19 protein-coding genes are annotated in these 16,663 nt (G+C 55.9%); 3 read left to right on the top strand and 16 right to left on the bottom strand.

Going from position 1 to position 16,663, the window contains the following annotated elements; translation table 11 throughout:
* Positions 1–14: 14 nt before the first annotated feature.
* From G7090_RS11080 to grxB, 5 genes are all read right to left on the bottom strand, one after another.
* A complete protein-coding gene (locus G7090_RS11080; RefSeq protein ID WP_166182433.1) occupies positions 15–1,265 on the bottom strand; it encodes an MFS transporter in 1,251 nt (416 codons plus the stop codon).
* 255 nt (positions 1,266–1,520) lie between these two features.
* Positions 1,521–2,375, bottom strand: coding sequence for a diaminopimelate epimerase (gene dapF / locus G7090_RS11075; RefSeq protein ID WP_166182432.1), 855 nt, complete (start codon positions 2,373–2,375; stop codon positions 1,521–1,523).
* 48 nt (positions 2,376–2,423) lie between these two features.
* Positions 2,424–3,491, bottom strand: coding sequence for a bifunctional transcriptional activator/DNA repair enzyme AdaA (locus tag G7090_RS11070; protein ID WP_166182431.1), 1,068 nt, complete (start codon positions 3,489–3,491; stop codon positions 2,424–2,426).
* Entirely contained in the window at positions 3,475–3,690 is a 216-nt protein-coding gene (locus tag G7090_RS11065; RefSeq protein ID WP_166182430.1) for a hypothetical protein, read from the bottom strand. The genes G7090_RS11070 and G7090_RS11065 overlap by 17 nt, the downstream gene beginning before the upstream one ends.
* A 104-nt stretch (positions 3,691–3,794) precedes the next feature.
* Positions 3,795–4,430 carry a glutaredoxin 2 gene (gene grxB / locus G7090_RS11060; RefSeq protein WP_166182429.1) on the bottom strand — a complete coding sequence of 212 codons (636 nt, stop codon included), beginning with the start codon at positions 4,428–4,430 and terminating at the stop codon, positions 3,795–3,797.
* 169 nt (positions 4,431–4,599) lie between these two features.
* Between grxB and G7090_RS11055 the strand changes: the two genes are divergently transcribed.
* Positions 4,600–5,148: a GNAT family N-acetyltransferase gene (locus G7090_RS11055; protein WP_166182428.1), complete on the top strand. Its 549-nt coding sequence runs from the start codon at positions 4,600–4,602 to the stop codon at positions 5,146–5,148.
* Here G7090_RS11055 and G7090_RS11050 read toward each other — a convergent pair.
* The 5 genes from G7090_RS11050 to G7090_RS11030 form a co-directional block, all read right to left on the bottom strand.
* Positions 5,145–5,555: a DUF6691 family protein gene (locus G7090_RS11050; protein ID WP_166185227.1), complete on the bottom strand. Its 411-nt coding sequence runs from the start codon at positions 5,553–5,555 to the stop codon at positions 5,145–5,147. The genes G7090_RS11055 and G7090_RS11050 overlap by 4 nt on opposite strands.
* 10 nt (positions 5,556–5,565) lie before the next feature.
* Positions 5,566–5,997 carry a YeeE/YedE family protein gene (locus tag G7090_RS11045; protein WP_166182427.1) on the bottom strand — a complete coding sequence of 144 codons (432 nt, stop codon included), beginning with the start codon at positions 5,995–5,997 and terminating at the stop codon, positions 5,566–5,568.
* A complete protein-coding gene (locus G7090_RS11040; RefSeq protein WP_166182426.1) occupies positions 5,987–6,325 on the bottom strand; it encodes a metalloregulator ArsR/SmtB family transcription factor in 339 nt (112 codons plus the stop codon). The genes G7090_RS11045 and G7090_RS11040 overlap by 11 nt, the downstream gene beginning before the upstream one ends.
* Positions 6,326–6,447: 122 nt before the next feature.
* Entirely contained in the window at positions 6,448–6,786 is a 339-nt protein-coding gene (locus G7090_RS11035) for a hypothetical protein (protein WP_146145502.1), read from the bottom strand.
* Positions 6,787–7,096: 310 nt separating this feature from the next.
* The gene (locus tag G7090_RS11030; protein ID WP_166182425.1) at positions 7,097–7,852 is read right to left on the bottom strand and encodes a DeoR/GlpR family DNA-binding transcription regulator; all 756 of its coding nucleotides are present in this window, start codon (positions 7,850–7,852) and stop codon (positions 7,097–7,099) included.
* An 87-nt stretch (positions 7,853–7,939) separates the two neighbouring features.
* Between G7090_RS11030 and G7090_RS11025 the strand changes: the two genes are divergently transcribed.
* Positions 7,940–8,524 (top strand): NUDIX domain-containing protein, encoded by a 585-nt coding sequence (locus G7090_RS11025; protein ID WP_166182424.1) that lies wholly within the window; start codon positions 7,940–7,942, stop codon positions 8,522–8,524.
* Between the two features lie 75 nt (positions 8,525–8,599).
* On the top strand, positions 8,600–9,358 hold the full coding sequence (tam, locus tag G7090_RS11020) for a trans-aconitate 2-methyltransferase (protein WP_166182423.1): 759 nt from the start codon (positions 8,600–8,602) through the stop codon (positions 9,356–9,358).
* On the opposite strand, the gene G7090_RS11015 is transcribed toward tam, so the two are convergent.
* The 6 genes from G7090_RS11015 to G7090_RS10990 all read right to left on the bottom strand — a co-directional run bounded on the left by G7090_RS11015 (position 9,359) and on the right by G7090_RS10990 (position 16,663).
* The gene (locus G7090_RS11015) at positions 9,359–10,549 is read right to left on the bottom strand and encodes a cytochrome c biogenesis protein/redoxin (protein WP_166182422.1); all 1,191 of its coding nucleotides are present in this window, start codon (positions 10,547–10,549) and stop codon (positions 9,359–9,361) included.
* A 249-nt stretch (positions 10,550–10,798) separates the two neighbouring features.
* Positions 10,799–12,100, bottom strand: coding sequence for an ATP-binding protein (locus G7090_RS11010; RefSeq protein ID WP_166182421.1), 1,302 nt, complete (start codon positions 12,098–12,100; stop codon positions 10,799–10,801).
* Complete coding sequence (locus G7090_RS11005) at positions 12,097–12,837, bottom strand: response regulator (RefSeq protein ID WP_166182420.1); 741 nt, start codon at positions 12,835–12,837, stop codon at positions 12,097–12,099. Before G7090_RS11005 ends, G7090_RS11010 begins: the two co-directional genes overlap by 4 nt.
* A 47-nt stretch (positions 12,838–12,884) precedes the next feature.
* The gene (locus G7090_RS11000) at positions 12,885–13,880 is read right to left on the bottom strand and encodes an alpha/beta fold hydrolase (RefSeq protein WP_166182419.1); all 996 of its coding nucleotides are present in this window, start codon (positions 13,878–13,880) and stop codon (positions 12,885–12,887) included.
* A 131-nt stretch (positions 13,881–14,011) separates the two neighbouring features.
* Positions 14,012–14,926: a bestrophin family protein gene (locus tag G7090_RS10995; RefSeq protein WP_166182418.1), complete on the bottom strand. Its 915-nt coding sequence runs from the start codon at positions 14,924–14,926 to the stop codon at positions 14,012–14,014.
* A 285-nt stretch (positions 14,927–15,211) separates the two neighbouring features.
* Positions 15,212–16,663, bottom strand: coding sequence for a tagaturonate reductase (locus G7090_RS10990; protein WP_166182417.1), 1,452 nt, complete (start codon positions 16,661–16,663; stop codon positions 15,212–15,214).

The following is a 16,663-nucleotide window of genomic DNA, read 5'->3' as shown; positions in this document are numbered from 1 at the left end:
GGCTATCATCACCATCAATCCTGCAAACGCACCAACATCCTGACCCGACAAGCATAAATAATCGCGCACAGCAGCAGGCTCAGTAATGCAGTGCTGATAAATACGCCCGCCCCGGTCATGGCCAGCATCACGCCGCCGATCAACGGCCCGAGAGCTACCCCCAGCGTCGTTAATGTTGAAGCCCCCAGATAAGCACCGCGATGCTCAGCCGGTGCCAGTTGATCGAGCAGAATATTCAGGTTCGGCATCAGAATCGCCTCCCCCATACTGAACACGACGGTGACCGTCAGCCATGGCCAGACTTCCGTCGAACGCGTGGCAAACATGCAGAGCTGCGACAAAGCAAAAATGGCGCCACCCAGCAGAATGCGTTTTGGCAGGTTAATCTGCGCCAGAAACCGCATAATAAAACTCTGGAACACCAGCACGGTACAGGCATTGGTCACCAGTATAAGGGTAATCAACTTAACCGCCGCGTTGCCGTCAAGTAACATCAGGTATTGCGGCAATACAGCTTCGTAATGGATAAACACAATGCTGCATAAAATGCTGCACAGCAGTGCCGCAATATAGATTTTGTCCCTGGCAATGATTCCCATTACCTGATGCAGCTTAATCGCCGGTGCGCTGGCCCCCTGCTGTTCCCGCACCAGTTTACCCGCCGGGATAAACAGCAGCACGTAGACAAAAAACGGCAGATAGGTCAGCCCGGTGATCAGGAACGTCCCCTTCTGGGATGTCAGGCCAAAGACTATCCCGACCAGCGGACCAAATACTGCCGCGACGTTGATCAGGTAATAACGCATTTGCAAAGCAAGTGCACGGCGGCGGCGATCGCCAAGCAAATCGCTCATCAGAGCACGCACCGGAGGATCAACCCACGCAAAGCACACGCCAATGATCATCAGGCCGGTAATAAACAGCCCCATCCCGGTGGCCTGCGCCAGGGTGATATAGCCTACGGCAGAAAAGCCACAGCCCAGCAGAAGAATGATCCGGCGCCCTAACCTGTCCGAAATCTGCCCGCCATACATGCCGAGCGCCACCGATAACAGCGCACTGCTGGTCATCGCCACGCCAATGGCAATCGGCGACATATGGTAATTCTGCGTCATGATCACCGCGATAAACGGCCATGCCATAAAATAACTAAAGCGAACAATGAAGGTAAAAAAGAGCAGCGCATGGACAGTTGCCGGGAAGGTTTTTAGCGTCTGAAACAGACCCGGTACCGCACTCACTTCAGCGGCAGGTTTTGTCGTCATAAGTTATCCTGATAATTATTTTTATTAACATGTTGGATCGCTATGAAATATAAGCGCCTAAATATTATTAAGATTATTCATCAGCAGCTGCAATATAAATGTTAACAAAATGTATAATTTGCCAGCTTATGATGTGAGGGCTATTGGTCGCAGAGAAATATAAGGGAAAGGATGAATCAGGCTATGGAACGCGGTAGTTAATCCTAAAAACGACCGGCAACCCGCTGCAGGCTACCGGTCTGAGAAGACGCAAAATCAGCTGGCGACCGTCCCACCAGCAAAACAGTCTTCGTCCAGCGTCAGGCTGGCAATTTTATGCACCGGGCCAGACATGCTGACCTGAAAATTGTCATCAAAGCTGATTTGCAGCTGCCCACCGGGCATATTCACGCTGACCCGATTATCGACCCGGTCTAATTTGCGCATAACGCTGGCTGCTGCACAGCTGCTGCTGCCGGATGCCATCGTAAAACCGGCGCCCCGCTCCCAGATACCAATACGCAGCGTAGTGCGATCGACGACCTCAACCAGCTGGACGTTGGTGCGTTTCGGGAACACGGGATGATTTTCTATTTGCGGCCCTAAGCGGTGAACCAGCGCCAGATCGAGCTTATCCACCAGCACAACACAGTGTGGATTGCCCATTGAGACCAGCGATACCAGGATAGTTTCATCCGCCAGCTTTAAGGGATGATTCAGCACTTCAGGTTGGTCAATCAGCGCGGGCAGTGCCGCCGGACTGAAATTCGCCTGCCCCATCTCCACCGTGATCTGATGCGGATCGTCATGTACCCGGCAACGTACATCCCCACCTGCGGTGTGCACTAAAAACGGCTCGTGTCCGACGCGGCCAATATCGAAAAGATAGCGAGCATAGATGCGCAGACCGTTACCGCTTTTCTCGGCTTCTGAACCGTCCGGATTGATGATGCGTAAGGTGGGCTGATGTTGATCCCCACTGTCAATAAGCAGACCGTCAGAGCCTACACCATAATGGCGATGGCACAGGATACGAATCTGCTCAGTGCTCAGCTGCTCTGCGACAGAACGGTGGCACACCAGGTAATCATTACCGAGCCCGTGATATTTATGGAATAACAAAGGTGTCATGGATAGCGTTCTGAATTTGTTTATTTAACAAATACATTACCGTATTTTTTAGCCCGCAGGACAAAAAAGTGAACGCTGCTTTCGTTCATGTTCAATAAGCCACTCTTTACGTGCGATCCCTCCCCCGTAACCGGTCATTGCCCCCTCTTTGCTGATAATCCGGTGACATGGAATTACAATGGCTATCCGGTTAGCGCCATTTGCCGCAGCCACCGCGCGCACGGCAGTCGGTTTTTCAATCTGCCCGGCAAGAGATTGATAATAGGATGTCTGACCGTAAGGAACGTCGCGTAACGCCTGCCACACGGCGCGCTGGAAATCCGTGCCGGGGGCATCCAGCGTGAGATCAAAATGTTGCCGGGTACCAGAGAAGTACTCATGTATCTCTCTTACCGCCTGGCGGGTATGACTATTTTCCCCCGCCATGATCCTCGCCCTTAACAGACGCTGGAGATCGCGAAACTCTGTCTCCAGCATACGACGATCGGTAAATTCCAGCAGACACACGCCCCGTTCCGTGGCGCACACAAACATGGGGCCAAGCGTGGTGGTGAAACGGTGAATAACGATCACCCTGGTCTTTTCGGTTGGCGCGACGCCCGTAAGACGTTTACAGGTATAGCCAAAACCGCTTAGTGACTCGTAACCACTGTCAAAAGCGACATCGGTCGCGTTACGCCCACCTTTTAACTCCTGCAGGGCAATATTAATCCGCTGCATTCGTTGAAATGCCTGAAAAGTAATACCGTGATTTTGCAGAAACCAGCGTCGTACCCGCTCGGGGCTAATGTCATGGTTACGTAGAGCCGTATCGCTTATCCGGGTTTTAGGATCGGCACGAACAAGCTCAAGCGCCTGTTCGATGAACGTCGGCGCACTGTGCGCATTTTCAGTGGGTCGACACACTTTACAGGGACGGTACCCGGCATCGAGGGCAGATTTAAAATCTGTATAAAACTCTACGTTCTCACGTTTCGGTTTCCGCGCCCGACATACCGCAATACAGAATACCCCTGTCGTTTTGACGCCGACATAAAATACGCCGGTATACCCGGAATCACGCTCAAGTAATGCCTGATACCAGAGATCGCACTGCTTACTATCGAGCACTTTCATCAATAAAGACCTCTGCAAATGACTGCTGCGCCTGGATACGTTCCAGCAAATTCTTCAGCTGCAACTGAATAGCCGAATGTACAACGTTCCCCATTGAGATACGGCTTACTCCTGCTTGCTTCAGTCTCCCGAAGGTCGCATCCCAGACATTAGCGATAACTAAGGGTGTGTGTTGATGGTGAAGTTCAGCGAAGGTCATGATTCTCTCCTGTAATAAGGTACAGGGTGAATCTAAGGGATTCGATGAATCCCTCACAACCGAAAATCGGACGACCACTTTTTAAGGGGCATACCCCCTGGCCGTTATAAAGCTTTGTCTGTAAACAGCGGTACGTTACAGGCCGAGGAAATATGGTCCAGATAAACGCGCAGCGCCTCTGTGTACGGGAAGCCTTTCACAATCGTCAGCGAATTCAGGATCGGGAAGAGATAAAAATCGGTGATACTGACAGGATGTCGCCCTTGCAAATACGCCTCGATTTTACCGAGCGCTTCCACCAGCGTGTCGATGTAGGTCTGGCTATTCGCCATCAACGTATCCAGATCGCCAAAGGCGTTAATCTCGCGCTGAGTATAGGCCTCGCGCGCGGCGGGTGTGGCGAGTTCTTTAAAATCGGCGCGGGTAAAACGCGGGATCGCCAGATTGAATACGGCACGCGTATTCTCTTTGCACCAGGCGTCAATGACCGGATTGCACTCCCCGGTAATAACCGGCGCGCCATCAAGCTGGTCAACGTAGTGAACGATATCCATGCTTTCCGGCATGTATACGCCCTCTTCTTTCTGCAGGATCGGCACAACCTTTTTACCTACCATGCGGGTTGGCGTCTCCGCATCCCCTTCCATGATCACGCCCAGCTCAAAAGGCACTTTTTTGAGGCCGAAGATCATTCTCGCGCGGATACAGAACGGGCAATGCTCATACACATATAATTTCATAGCACTCTCTTTTCAGAACAGTTCGATAACAGGATGTCTATGCCATAGCATCTGGCAAATCGGGTCAAGGTTTCCAGCCTAACTTTAGTAGGTTGAGTCAGTTGCAGGCTGGAAATGAACGTTATTATCAGTACAATCGATGTGACAATAATGTTAATGAGAGCGCGACATGAAGTTATTCTCCACCGAAAGGACGGACGTTTATCTGCTGACGTCCGATCTGGCAGACAGCCTCCTGCTTTTCCTGCGGGAAAACCGATCGCATTTCGCGCCCTTTGAGCCCTTGCGCAATGAAGAATATTTCACGCTGGAGAGCGTATCTCAACGAATTGAGAGTGCGCAGAGCGATTACAACGCTAGAAAATGCCTGCAACTGGTTTTCACCTTAAAAGGCGAGAATAAAATAATCGGCAGCATTAACTTCACCAACTTTATCTTTGGTGTTTTCCAGGCGTGCTATCTCGGCTTCTCGCTCGATCGCGCTTATCAGGGGCAAGGACTGATGCAAGAGGCGCTGAAGGAATCGCTGAGTTATGTGCAGGTCAATTACCGCTTTCATCGGATTATGGCAAACCACCTACCTGATAACGCACGCAGCAGTAAAACCCTGGCCAGCCTCGGCTTCGTTAAAGAGGGGTATGCGCCCTCTTATCTCAAGATCAATGGGGTCTGGCAGGACCACGTGCTCACCTCCCTGGTGATTCCAGAAGTGGATTAAGATGACCGGACCCGGGTAACGATCCACATCCCGGCAAGCATCGATAAAACAAACAGCAGCCCCTTGCCGATGCCCGCCCCCAACAATATCAGCGACGGCCCGGGACAAATGCCTGCCAGCCCCCAGCCCAGACCAAACAGGATCGCGCCCACCACCAGTGTGCGGTCAACGGTGTTATTCTCTGGTAGCAGAATCGGCACCCCGCAAAACGCTGTTTTTCTGCCTTTCACCAGCGCAAAGCCAATTATCCCCACCGCAATCGCCCCAATCATCACGAAGGCAAGTGAGGGATCCCAGGCCTGAGACAGATCCAGAAAACCAAGCACCTTTTCAGGATTCGCCAGACCGCTAATCAGCAAGCCGGCGCCAAAAATCAGACCACACAGAAACGCCATAATTACCAGCATCATATTTTCCTCAGCCCAGCCATAAACCGGTCAGCGTTGCGGTAACAATGCCGACAACCATAAAGGTCAGCGTGGCGACCAGAGATCGCTTAGAAAAGCGCGACAGTCCGCAAATGCCGTGCCCGCTGGTACATCCCGAGCCGAGACGTGTCCCGATGCCCACCAGCAAACCGGCCACGATAATCACCGGCCAGGAGGCCTGAACGTTAATGTCCGGCAACGGGAAAAACAGCATAAACAGCAGCGGCGAGCCAATCAGACCGGCTATAAAAGCGATCCGCCACCCTTCTTTCCAGGTCTGCTTCGTCAGCATGCCCGCCAAAATGCCGCTGATACCGGCGATACGCCCACAAAAGTGAATCAGCAGTATGGCGGCAAGCCCGATTAACAACCCGCCGCCGAGGCTACTCAGCGGCGTAAAGTGAGTAAAATCAATCGACATGATTGTCTCCTGCCTGTGGGCAATAGAGGTCATACAGGGTATTGAGCAGCGCGAAGATCCGCGGATCCTCAATCCGGTAGAAAATCTGTTTGCCGGTGCGTCGGGTTTCCACCAGCTTTAAACGGCGTAGCACCCCCAACTGCTGGGAGAGCGTAGGCTGGTGGATCCCCACCGCCTCTTCGAGTTGCGCGACGCTCGCTTCCCCCTGACTTAACTGACACATCAACAGCAGCCTGTCCGCATTGGACAAACCGCGTAAAATCTCCGCGGCACCTGACGCCGCCTGTTTCATTGCATCCTGAATATCAGTATCTGCCATCACAGCCATGGTTTGCATCCATCAATATATAATTTTATATAATGTAATTTAGTATATTGTATGCCGGGCCGTGCTGCAAAAAAAAACCGGCAGGGATCCTGGGATCGCTGCCGGTTATTCCTGGCAAAAGTTTATATTTTCAGTTCAGGCACCAGGGCTTTTTTGTCCGACATACAGGTCTGCCACGCCTTGCCCGGCTCGCCGTTATCCAGCACCGAGGAGGTACGATACTCCACCGTGCGGGTATGCTGGCCAGGCACCACATACTCTATGGTCGTCCAGCGGGTATTGGCATCCTGTCCTTCGGCGGTGAGTTCGATGGTCTGGTTTTTCACAATCTCGGCGCACTCGCTCGCCGCGGACTCGACTTTGCGAAACTTCTTCTCTTCGGGGGATGTGCCCTCATTGGACATACACCCGGTAAACAGCAAACAGGCGAGAGAGATCAGGCTGATTTTTTGCAGCATCATGCAGTCCTTTTATTAAATAAGCATTAGCTGAAGCGTAGCTTATGCGGCTGCGCTCTTCCTCTGTTTAGCGGAGCTGGCTGATGTTTGCATCCAGTTTTTATATTCAGCGCCTCGCCTCGAGATTTGAAACCGTATTCACTCCCACGCCAGCCCGTTGCGCCAGTTCGACCTTGGTAAACTGGCGTCAAATACGCTCCAGGCGTAACCGCTCACACATTGACTTGACGATCTCATCAGGCTTTTTGAAGTCTAAATCCATTATTTTGTACCTTAACCGGGCATTAAGGTGTTAAACCACATAATACTGTAATTAAACCTTAATCACAGAAACACCTTGCCCACCGACCGCCTCCACCCAGCGGCTGTCGGTATCGGCCTCAACCACCACAGTATTAATTAGCGATAGCTCACCGATCCTGAAGGATGATGCAGTGTTGATTTTTTCCGGGGAGGCCAGCACTACCGTTTCTGCAGCTCTGCCGGAAAATGCACGTTTGATGCACGCTTCTTCATAATCCCCGGTGGTTAACCCGGCGTCAGGATGTATCCCGGTCACCCCCATGAAAAACAGATCGGCATGGATATGCGCAATACCTTCTATGGCCGCAGCACCTACCGTGACCACCGAGTGGCGGAACAGCCGCCCGCCAATCAGGATCACCTCCACCTGCGGACAGTCCACCAGCGCCAGAGCAATGCCCGGGCTATGGGTCACGGCGGTGAAAGAGAGATCTGCAGGCAGGCAGCGCACCAGCTCAGCGGTGGTGGTCCCCCCGTCGATAATCACCACCTGACCCGGGGAGATCAGCTCCGCGCCCTTCTTCGCCACCCGCTTTTTCGCCTCAATACCCAGACTGCTGCGCTCGGCAAAACTGGAGACCGCCTGTGATGCCGGTAGTGCGCCGCCGTGGACTCGCTGTAAGCGGCCGTCAGCCGCCAGCTCGCGCAAATCCCGACGAATGGTATCTTCCGACACCTCAAATTCCAGGCTGAGGTTTTTTGACAGCACCTGCCCTTCGGAACTCAGTTTTTCGAGGATCAGCTGTTTGCGTTGACGAGTGAGCATGGGTCTTTTCCTGATGTTGCATGTTTAATCTTGATATTGCACGAACGTGCAGTTTATGATGTCCACTCTACGTAAACAGGAGGCACCGTGCAATCAAATCGTGCAGAAGTACGCATTCTCGACAGCAAAACGCTGTCAGATGACTGGTACACACTCAAAAAATATACCTTCGATGTGCGCCGCCGTAACGGGGAATGGCAACGCCAGAACCGGGAAGCTTACGACCGGGGTAACGGCGCGACCATTCTGCTCTACAACCGCGACAAACGGACGGTGATCCTGACCCGCCAGTTCCGCTTTCCGGTGTACATCAATGGTCACGACGGCTATCTGATTGAAACCGCCGCCGGTCTGCTCGATAACATGGCGCCGGAACAGCGGATTAAAGCCGAAGCCGAAGAAGAGACCGGGTATCAGATCGACCGCGTGGAGAAGGTTTTCGACGCCTTTATGAGCCCCGGCTCAGTCACCGAGAAACTCTACTTTTACATCGCGGAGTATCGTCCTGCCGATCGCAAAGGCCAGGGAGGCGGAATTGAAGCCGAAGGTGAAGATATCGAGGTGCTGGAGTGGCCTGTTGACCAGGCGTTGCAGGCCATCGATGACGGCCTGATTGTCGATGGCAAAACCATCATGCTGCTGTATCACGTTGCCCTGAAGGGGATCCTCTAGCGAATCACACCGACAGAAACGGATTTCTGTCATCATCATCTACACTTCTGGAAAGAACAAACCGGAGATGACTGCATGACCGACTGGAACCCCGCTCTCTATCTGCAGTACGGCGCCGAACGTACTCGCCCCGCCTTAGAGCTCCTCTCCCGCATTGCGCTGGATGAGGTCACCGATGTGGTCGATCTGGGCTGCGGGCCCGGCAACAGCACGGCGCTGCTGCAACAGCGCTGGCCTTCGGCACATATCACGGGCGTCGATACCTCACCCGCTATGCTGACAGAAGCCAGAGCCGCCCTGCCGGGCTGCCATTTTGTTGAGGCCGATATTCGCCACTATCGCCCGGAACAGGCGTTGAGTGTGATTTACGCCAACGCCTCATTGCAGTGGGTGGAAAACCACTACGAACTGCTGCCGCATCTGGTCTCGCTGCTAAAACTGCACGGCGTGCTGGCGATCCAGATGCCGGATAACGATCTCGAGCCAACCCATGTGCTGATGCGGGAGGTGGCATCTGAACAGGATTATCCGGATCGCGGCCGCGCTGCCCTGCTGGGCGTCCATGCGTATTACGACATTCTGACCGAGGCGGGATGCGAGGTGGATATCTGGCGTACCACTTATTATCACCAGATGAGTTCACATCAGGCCATTATCGACTGGGTAAGCGCCACCGGCCTGCGCCCCTGGCTGCAGGAGCTGAATGAGCGCGAGCAACAACGCTATTTGCACCGCTATCATCAGCTGCTGGAGGAGCAGTATCCGCTGCAGGAGAACGGGCAGATACTGCTGGCTTTTCCGCGGTTGTTTATGGTTGCCCGACGCGAACCGTAACTACGCTTTCGCCTCTTTCAATAGCTGCTGGATCACCTGCTCCTGCTTGTCGTTATTCCCCTCCCCAAACGAGGCGTAGCGCAGCTGGCCTTTGGCATCGAAGAAGTAGTGCGCTGGCCAGTAGCGATTACCGAAGGCCGTCCAGATCCTATAGTTGTTGTCGGTAACCACCCGGTACGGGAGTTGCCATTTGTTGATGGCCTGCTGCACCGACGCCAGCGGTTTTTCCCACGGATACTCCGGCGTATGTACCCCAATCACCACCAGTCCCTGGGCCTGATATTTGTTGGCCCACTCGCGAACGTGCGGCAGGGCGTGCTGACAGTTGATGCAGTCCCAGGTCCAGAAGTCGATCAGCACCACGTTGCCTTTTAACGACGCCGGAGTGACCGGCTCACCGTTCAGCCACCCGGTACCGCCCTCAAGCGACGGCATAGCGCTGGTGGTGACCGGTTGCGCGACCGGCTGGAGGGTCGGCTGAGGCTGACTTTCCGGCGCCAGCTGCAGCAGCGTTTTCTCCAGACGGTCGGCCACGCCGTTTGCCCCCTGAAAAACGCTATTCAGCCCGAACGCGGTAAAGGCGACCGACATCAGCATCGCCACCCCCGCCGCTTTTCGCAGCCCGTCCATCAGTCCTGATTTGCTTTTCAGTCGCGCAATCAGTGCCTGCCCGCTAAAGCCGAGCAGCGCGAGCATCACCGCACAGCCGCTGCCGTAGGCCGCCAGCAGGCTACCAGTAGCGACGGGGTTATGCCCTGCGATACTCAGACTGAGAATGGCCCCTAACACCGGCCCGGCGCACGGCGACCACAGCAGCCCGACCGCCAGCCCGGCAAGCATCGCCGAGGTTATCCCCCGGGTGCGGGTGCTGCGGGAATTAATCGTATTACCGAGGCGTAATGCCGGGCCAGCAATGCGCTGCGCAAAAGTCGGGAAGATCAGGGCCAGCGCGGTAAGGCTCAACAACCCCTGCGCAATCCAGCGCCCGACCAGGGTCGCGCTGACCACCCAGTCGCTGGCGACGGTGATCAGGCTGGCGACCAGGGTAAACATGAGCACCATGCCGAACAGCATGGCGATAAGCTGGCGCTTCTGCCCACGAAAGCCGGCGAACAGCAGCGGAATAACCGGAAGCGTACAGGGGCTGAGCAGGCTGACCATGCCCCCTAAAAATGCGATCACGAGAAACATAACAGACCTCACTAAAGCGGTTGGCTGCGACGAGTGCAGTGAGGCTATTACAGCGTGGGGATGTGTCTGGCATATGCGCAGGATTGGGGGTTTTGTCAGATGGTGTATTTGTGTAACGGGGGGATACAGTACGGTACAAATGGCGGGTTGCGTGCGGACTGACTGCCCGGCGGCGCTACGCTTGCCGGGCCTACCAGGGCAAAGGAAAGGTTTTGTAGGCCGGGTAAGGCGCAGCCGCCACCCGGCAATTCACACCACCGGCAAGGTAATCCGTGCGCAAAGCCCGCCTTCAGGCAGGTTCGCCAGCTGCAATTGACCATCAATCTGGGCGGTGAGCTGAACGGCAATCGCCAGCCCAAGTCCGGTGCCGCCAGTTTCCCGGTTGCGGGAGGATTCCACGCGGTAGAACGGCTGTAACACTGCCGCCAGCTCATGTTGCGGAATACCCGGGCCGTTATCCACCACGGCGATTTGCACTCTGTCGTCGTGCACCGTCAGCGTCACCTCTGCGGCGTCGCCAAACTTCAGGGCGTTATCCAGCAGATTGGTCAGGATGCGGTGCAGCGCCTGCGGACGGGTAGCAAAAGGGACGGCAGTACGGGTCGCGTTAAACTGCACGTTTTTACCCGTATCGGCGTAATCACAGACCAGCGTATCAATAAAGTTATAGAGATCGACCTTGCGCAGCGGCTCGGGTGATACCCCAGACGAACGGGCGTAGTCGATCCCCTCCCGCACCAGCCGAGTCATGCTGTCCAGATCCTGAGTCAGTTTGTCGCGCAGCTCCGGCTGGTCGGCCATCTCCACCCGCAGCCGCATCCGGGTAATGGGGGTCTGCAAGTCATGAGAAATGGCGGCGAGGATCTGCGCCCTCTCCTTCAGGGAGGTCTGGATCCGGTCCTGCATCGCATTGAACGCCCGCGCGGCGTGGCGCACCTCCAGAGGGTCTTGCTCAGTGAGCGTCAGCGGATTGGGGCTGGTGGGCTCGAGGGTATCCACTGCCCGGGTAAAACGTGTGAAGGGACGCACCACCTGGCGCACCGCCAGCCAGGCGCAGATCACTACCAGGAGCAGCTGAATAATAAACACCACCGGCAGCCAGCGGGCCACCGGCGGCATCCGGGGAGTAAGATCCAGCGTCAGCGGCGAGCCGTCGCGCAGCGTCAGGTGCGCCTGAATATGCGAAACCGGCCCCGGTACCGCCGTGAAACGCAGCGGATACTGGGTCGCCAGCGTCTCCGTTAACGTGCGGACTGCATCCCGGGAACGGGCGTCAGCGGGCGGAGCCCCCGGCTCCCCCGGCCCCAGCAGATAGTGATAGTTATCCCGATCGAGGCGCGGAAGCCACTGCGCCCGCTCATTCGCCGGCAGCCGATCCAGAATCGCCACACTGGTGGAGACATCGTCCTGCAGATTGCCCAGCATCACGTTGCGCACGCTGCTCATGCGCTCGGCCATCACCAGGGTCAGGCTCAGGCCGTTGGCAAGCAGCAATCCCAGCAGGACGATCACCAGCAGACGATAGTGCAGCGAACGCGGCCAGAGCCTCACTCTTTAGCCTCAAGAATGCTTACCGGCATGGAAAAGACATACCCTTCGCTGCGTACTGTTTTTATATACAGTGGGGTGCGCGCATCCTCATTCAGACGCTGACGCACGCGGCTGACCAGCAGATCGATGGAGCGCTCAAAAAGCTCGGCATCCCGCCCCTGGGTGAAGTTAAGCAGCTGATCGCGGGTTAATACGCGCTGGGGATGATCGACAAACACCCGCAGCAGACGGTACTCCGCCCCGCTCAGCGCCACGATGGTGCCGGAGGCATCCAGCAGATGACGGGCGCTGGTGTCGAGCTGCCAGTCGCCAAAGGCGATGATCCGCCCGGCTTCGGTCACCTGGAGGTTGGGCGGCAGCGTGCGATGGCGGCGCAGTATGGCTTTGATCCGCGCCAGCAGCTCGCGCGCTACAAAGGGTTTGACCACATAGTCGTCCGCACCCATCTCAAGGCCCAGGATGCGATCCATGTCGTCGTGGCGCGCGGTCAACATCAAAATCGGCAGATCTTTATGTTGGCCGCTGCGCAGCTGGCGGCACAGGGTCAGTCCGTCGTCGCCGGGCATCATGATATCCAGCACCACCAGATCGACCGCCTGTTTATCGAGCACGGCGCGCATCTCTTTGCCGTTGGCGGCGCCGGTGGCGCGGTAGCCCGATTTCACCAGATAATCGACGACCAGCTCGCGAATATCCCGGTCGTCATCAACGACAAGAATGTGATCGGTTGTCTCCACCCTAAGCTCCTGTTTATCAGCAATGCGCCAAAAATAGCATAGATTGCTTACAACTTATCCGCATCCACCACCGCCTTAACGAAGTCCTGCGGATCTTCCTGGGCCGGGTTGTGGCCAATGTTGCCGGTAAAGGTGCGATGCTGATATTTACCGGTGAATTTCGCCGCGTACACCTCAGGTGCCGGGTGCGGTGCACCGTTATTGTCGCCTTCGATGGTGATGGTCGGCACGCTGATGGTCGGGCCAGCCGCCAGCCGTTGTTCATAGCTGTCGTAGCGGCGCTCGCCTTTTTCCAGTCCCAGGCGCCAGCGATAGTTGCTGATGGTTACCGCCACGTGATCCGGGTTATCCAGGGCTTTGGCGCTGACGTTAAAGGTGGCATCACTGAATTTCCAGCCGGGCGAGGCCAGCGTCCAGATGAGTTTGGCAAAGTCATGGGTGTTGGCAGCATAGCCCTTCTCGCCGCGCTCGGTGGCGAAATAGAACTGATACCACCACTGCAGCTCGGCCTGCGGCGGGAGCGGTTTTTCCCCGGCCTTCTGGTTGCCAATCAGATACCCGCTCACCGAAACCAGCGATTTAACACGCTCCGGCCACAGCGCCGCCACGATATCCGCCGTTCTGGCGCCCCAGTCATAACCGGCGAAGACCGCACGTTTGATTTTCAGGGCATCCATCAGGTTAATGACATCTTTTGCCATAGCCGCAGGCTGACCGTTGCGCGGCGTGTCTGCCGACAGGAAATGCGTGGTACCGAACCCGCGGTTGTACGGGACGATCACCCGGTAGCCTTTGGCAGCCAGCGCGGGAGCGACCTGGGCGTAACTGTGAATGTCGTACGGCCAACCGTGGAGCAGGATCACCGGCTCGCCGTTTTTTGGGCCGATATCGACATAGCCAATATTCAGATCGCCCGCGTCAATCTGGCGGATTTGTTTAAAGGCGGCGGCATAGTCAGGGCCTGCCGCTTCGGCCTGACAGGCAGAAACGGTGGCGAAAGAGAGCGTCAGAGCGAGGGTTGAGTAAGCCAGTTTGTTCATCATGGTGGTATCTCCGGGTTATGAATAACACCCGCTTATCTCACCACCATGATGTATGGCGAATATGTGCAAAGTTGCCGGTTTTGCAAGGTGCTGTATCCTGCTCCGGCGCAGATACACTGGGATACAAACTCCTACGTCAGCTGGTAATACTTGTCCGGCATTTTGCGCGCCGGGATCTCCTGCTCATCATTCATCTGCAGCAAATCAATCTCCATCGCATTGCAGATGGCATCCAGCGGCAAGTCGTTATTCTCGACGCCGAACGGCTCCTCCAGCTCTTCCGCCAGGGTATCCAGCGAGATAAAGGTGTAGGAGATCAGTACCGACACAAACGGCGTCATGTAGTGCAGGTCGCTGACCAGGGCAAACGGCAGCATGATGCAGAACAGGTAGACGGTGCGGTGCAGGATCAGGGTGTAGGCAAAAGGCACCGGGGTATTGGCGATACGCTCGCAGCCGGCCAGCACGATCGACATATCATTCAGACGAATATTCAGGCTGTGGAACAGAATGTCCGACAGCTCCCCTTTCCGGCGTCTTACCGCCAGCCACTCTCCCATGATCAGCAGGATGCGGTTGGCAGGCGAGCTGGAGTCCATCGCCAGGCGCAGGTTCTCCTCGGAAAGATAGGCCGACAGCTGGTCGGCCTGCGGCTGTTTGCGCAGGGTCATGCGCAGGCAATGGGCAAAGGCAATTTGCAGGCGAACAAACTCACCCAGCGCCGGATCGTCCGGCAAGGTGTTTTTGACTTCGCGGAACAGCGAGCGCGAGGCAATCATCAGCTGGCCCCACAGCAGGCGCGCTTCGACATAGCGTGCGTAGCAGGCGTTGTTGCGGAACCCGAGGAAGATCGCGATGGCGACCCCGAGAATGCTGAACGGCGCTACCGTCAGCCGGATGCCCAGCGAGGTATACCAGGGCAGCATCAGGATCACGACGATAGAGAGCAAAAAGTTAAGAAACAGGCGGGAAAAGATTTTGGTCAGCACGGAACCGTGCCAGACAAAAATCAGGCGCAACCAGTGCTGTTGAGGACGAACAATCATAGTCAGCTTCATCGGGAAAAAAGAGCGGTGACTATTAAACGTGATCGTCGTCACGGTTGCAAGTATGTTAAAAAATGATGACGTTTTTGCGAGGCGGATGGCAGGCCGCACGGGGGCTAAGATGTGGCGTAACAGGAAGAGGTTAAAGTATGTTGTAACTAATACGGAGAAGAAGAAAAGTTATCTGCGGTATGCTCCCCCTCACCCCAGCCCTCTCCCACAAGGGAGAGGGAGTCAGCCCTGTAGGCCGGGTAAGCGCAGCGCCACCCGGCAAATTCTAAAGGATTAACACAGCGGTTTAACCGCTGCGCGCATCCCTTTCAGCACAATGGCATCCAGATCCAGCGCAACCTGCTCTACCAGGCCATTGACCTGAGTCAGGTCCTGCTCCCAGTGCTCGCTGACGCTCAGCACCGCCGTCACCAGCTCACGGGTGGTGATCTGCTGGTCATGATGCTGGGTCCACAGCTGCTGGAAACGGGTGATCCAGTGTGCATCGTCCTGCACCGGATAGCTTTCGCCGTTACGTTCTGCGCGGTAGAAGGCAATCAACGCCGCCAGGGCAAAGGTCAGACGCGCCGGGAGTTTGCCGCTGGCCTGCTGCCCTGCCAGAAGCTGCGGCAGAATGCGGGTGCGGTATTTGGTCATACCGTTAAGGGCGATCGACAGCAGCTGGTGTTTGATATACGGATTGCGGAAACGGCCCGTCACGGCGCTGGCGAAGGAGGCCAGCTCATCACGCGGCAGATCCAGCACCGGGATGATCTCTTCATGGATCGCTTTTTCAACAAACGCACAGATCTCGGTGTCGTTCATCGCCTCACCCACGGTATCCAGCCCGGCCTGGAAGGCCACCGGCACCAGAGCGGTATGCGCCCCGTTGAGGATCGCCACTTTGCGCTCTTTGTACGGCTTGATGTCATCAACAATCAACACGTTCAGCGCCAGCTTATCGAGACGCAGCTCCTGCGCCAGTGATTTCGGCCCCTGGATCACAAACAGGTAGAAGTGTTCAGCGGTATCGAGGAAAGCATCGTGATAGCCGAGAGAGGCTTCGAGCTGGGCCACTTCGTCGCGTGGATAGCCGGTCACGATACGGTCAACCAGGGTTGAGCAGAAGCTGTTAGCGTCGTTCAGCCACTGGGTAAAGGCCGCTGGCAGCGCCCACTCCTGAGCATAACGCAGCACCAGTTCGCGCAGGGCGTCGCCGTTATAGTCAATCAGTTCGCAGGGAACGATCACCCAACCTTTATCGGCGGCACCGTTGAAATGGCTGAAACGCTCGAACAGCAGACGCGTCAGTTTTGCCGGATAGCTCACCGCAGGCGCATCCTCGAACTTATCCCCGGCGTGATAGCTGATGCCCGCTTCGGTGGTGTTGGAGAAGACAAAGCGCATCTCCGGGTTGTGGGCCAGTTTCAGGAACTCATCGTACTGGTCGTAAACGCTGATTTCGCGGTTAACTGAGCGGATCAGACGCGCGTCGCTGACCGCTTCGCCCTGCTCGTTCAGACCACGGATGATGGTGGTATAGAGGCCGTCCTGGGTGCTCAGTGAAGGCGGGAAATCGCTTTTGATCGGGCGGACAATCGCAATACCGGCGTTGAGGTCGGTATGTTCATTGAGCAGGTCAATCTGCCAGTCAATAAACGCGCGCAGGAAGTTGCCCTCACCAAACTGGATGATACGTTCAGGATAGAGAGCACCGGGGAAATCACGACGGTTCAGTGTGTTCAC

The sequence above is a fragment of the Leclercia sp. 29361 genome, assembly GCF_011290365.1.
In the GTDB taxonomy this organism is placed as follows: domain Bacteria; phylum Pseudomonadota; class Gammaproteobacteria; order Enterobacterales; family Enterobacteriaceae; genus Enterobacter; species Enterobacter tamurae.
Note: the sequence above shows the minus strand (reverse complement) of the source record. Positions and strands in the feature narration are given on the sequence as shown.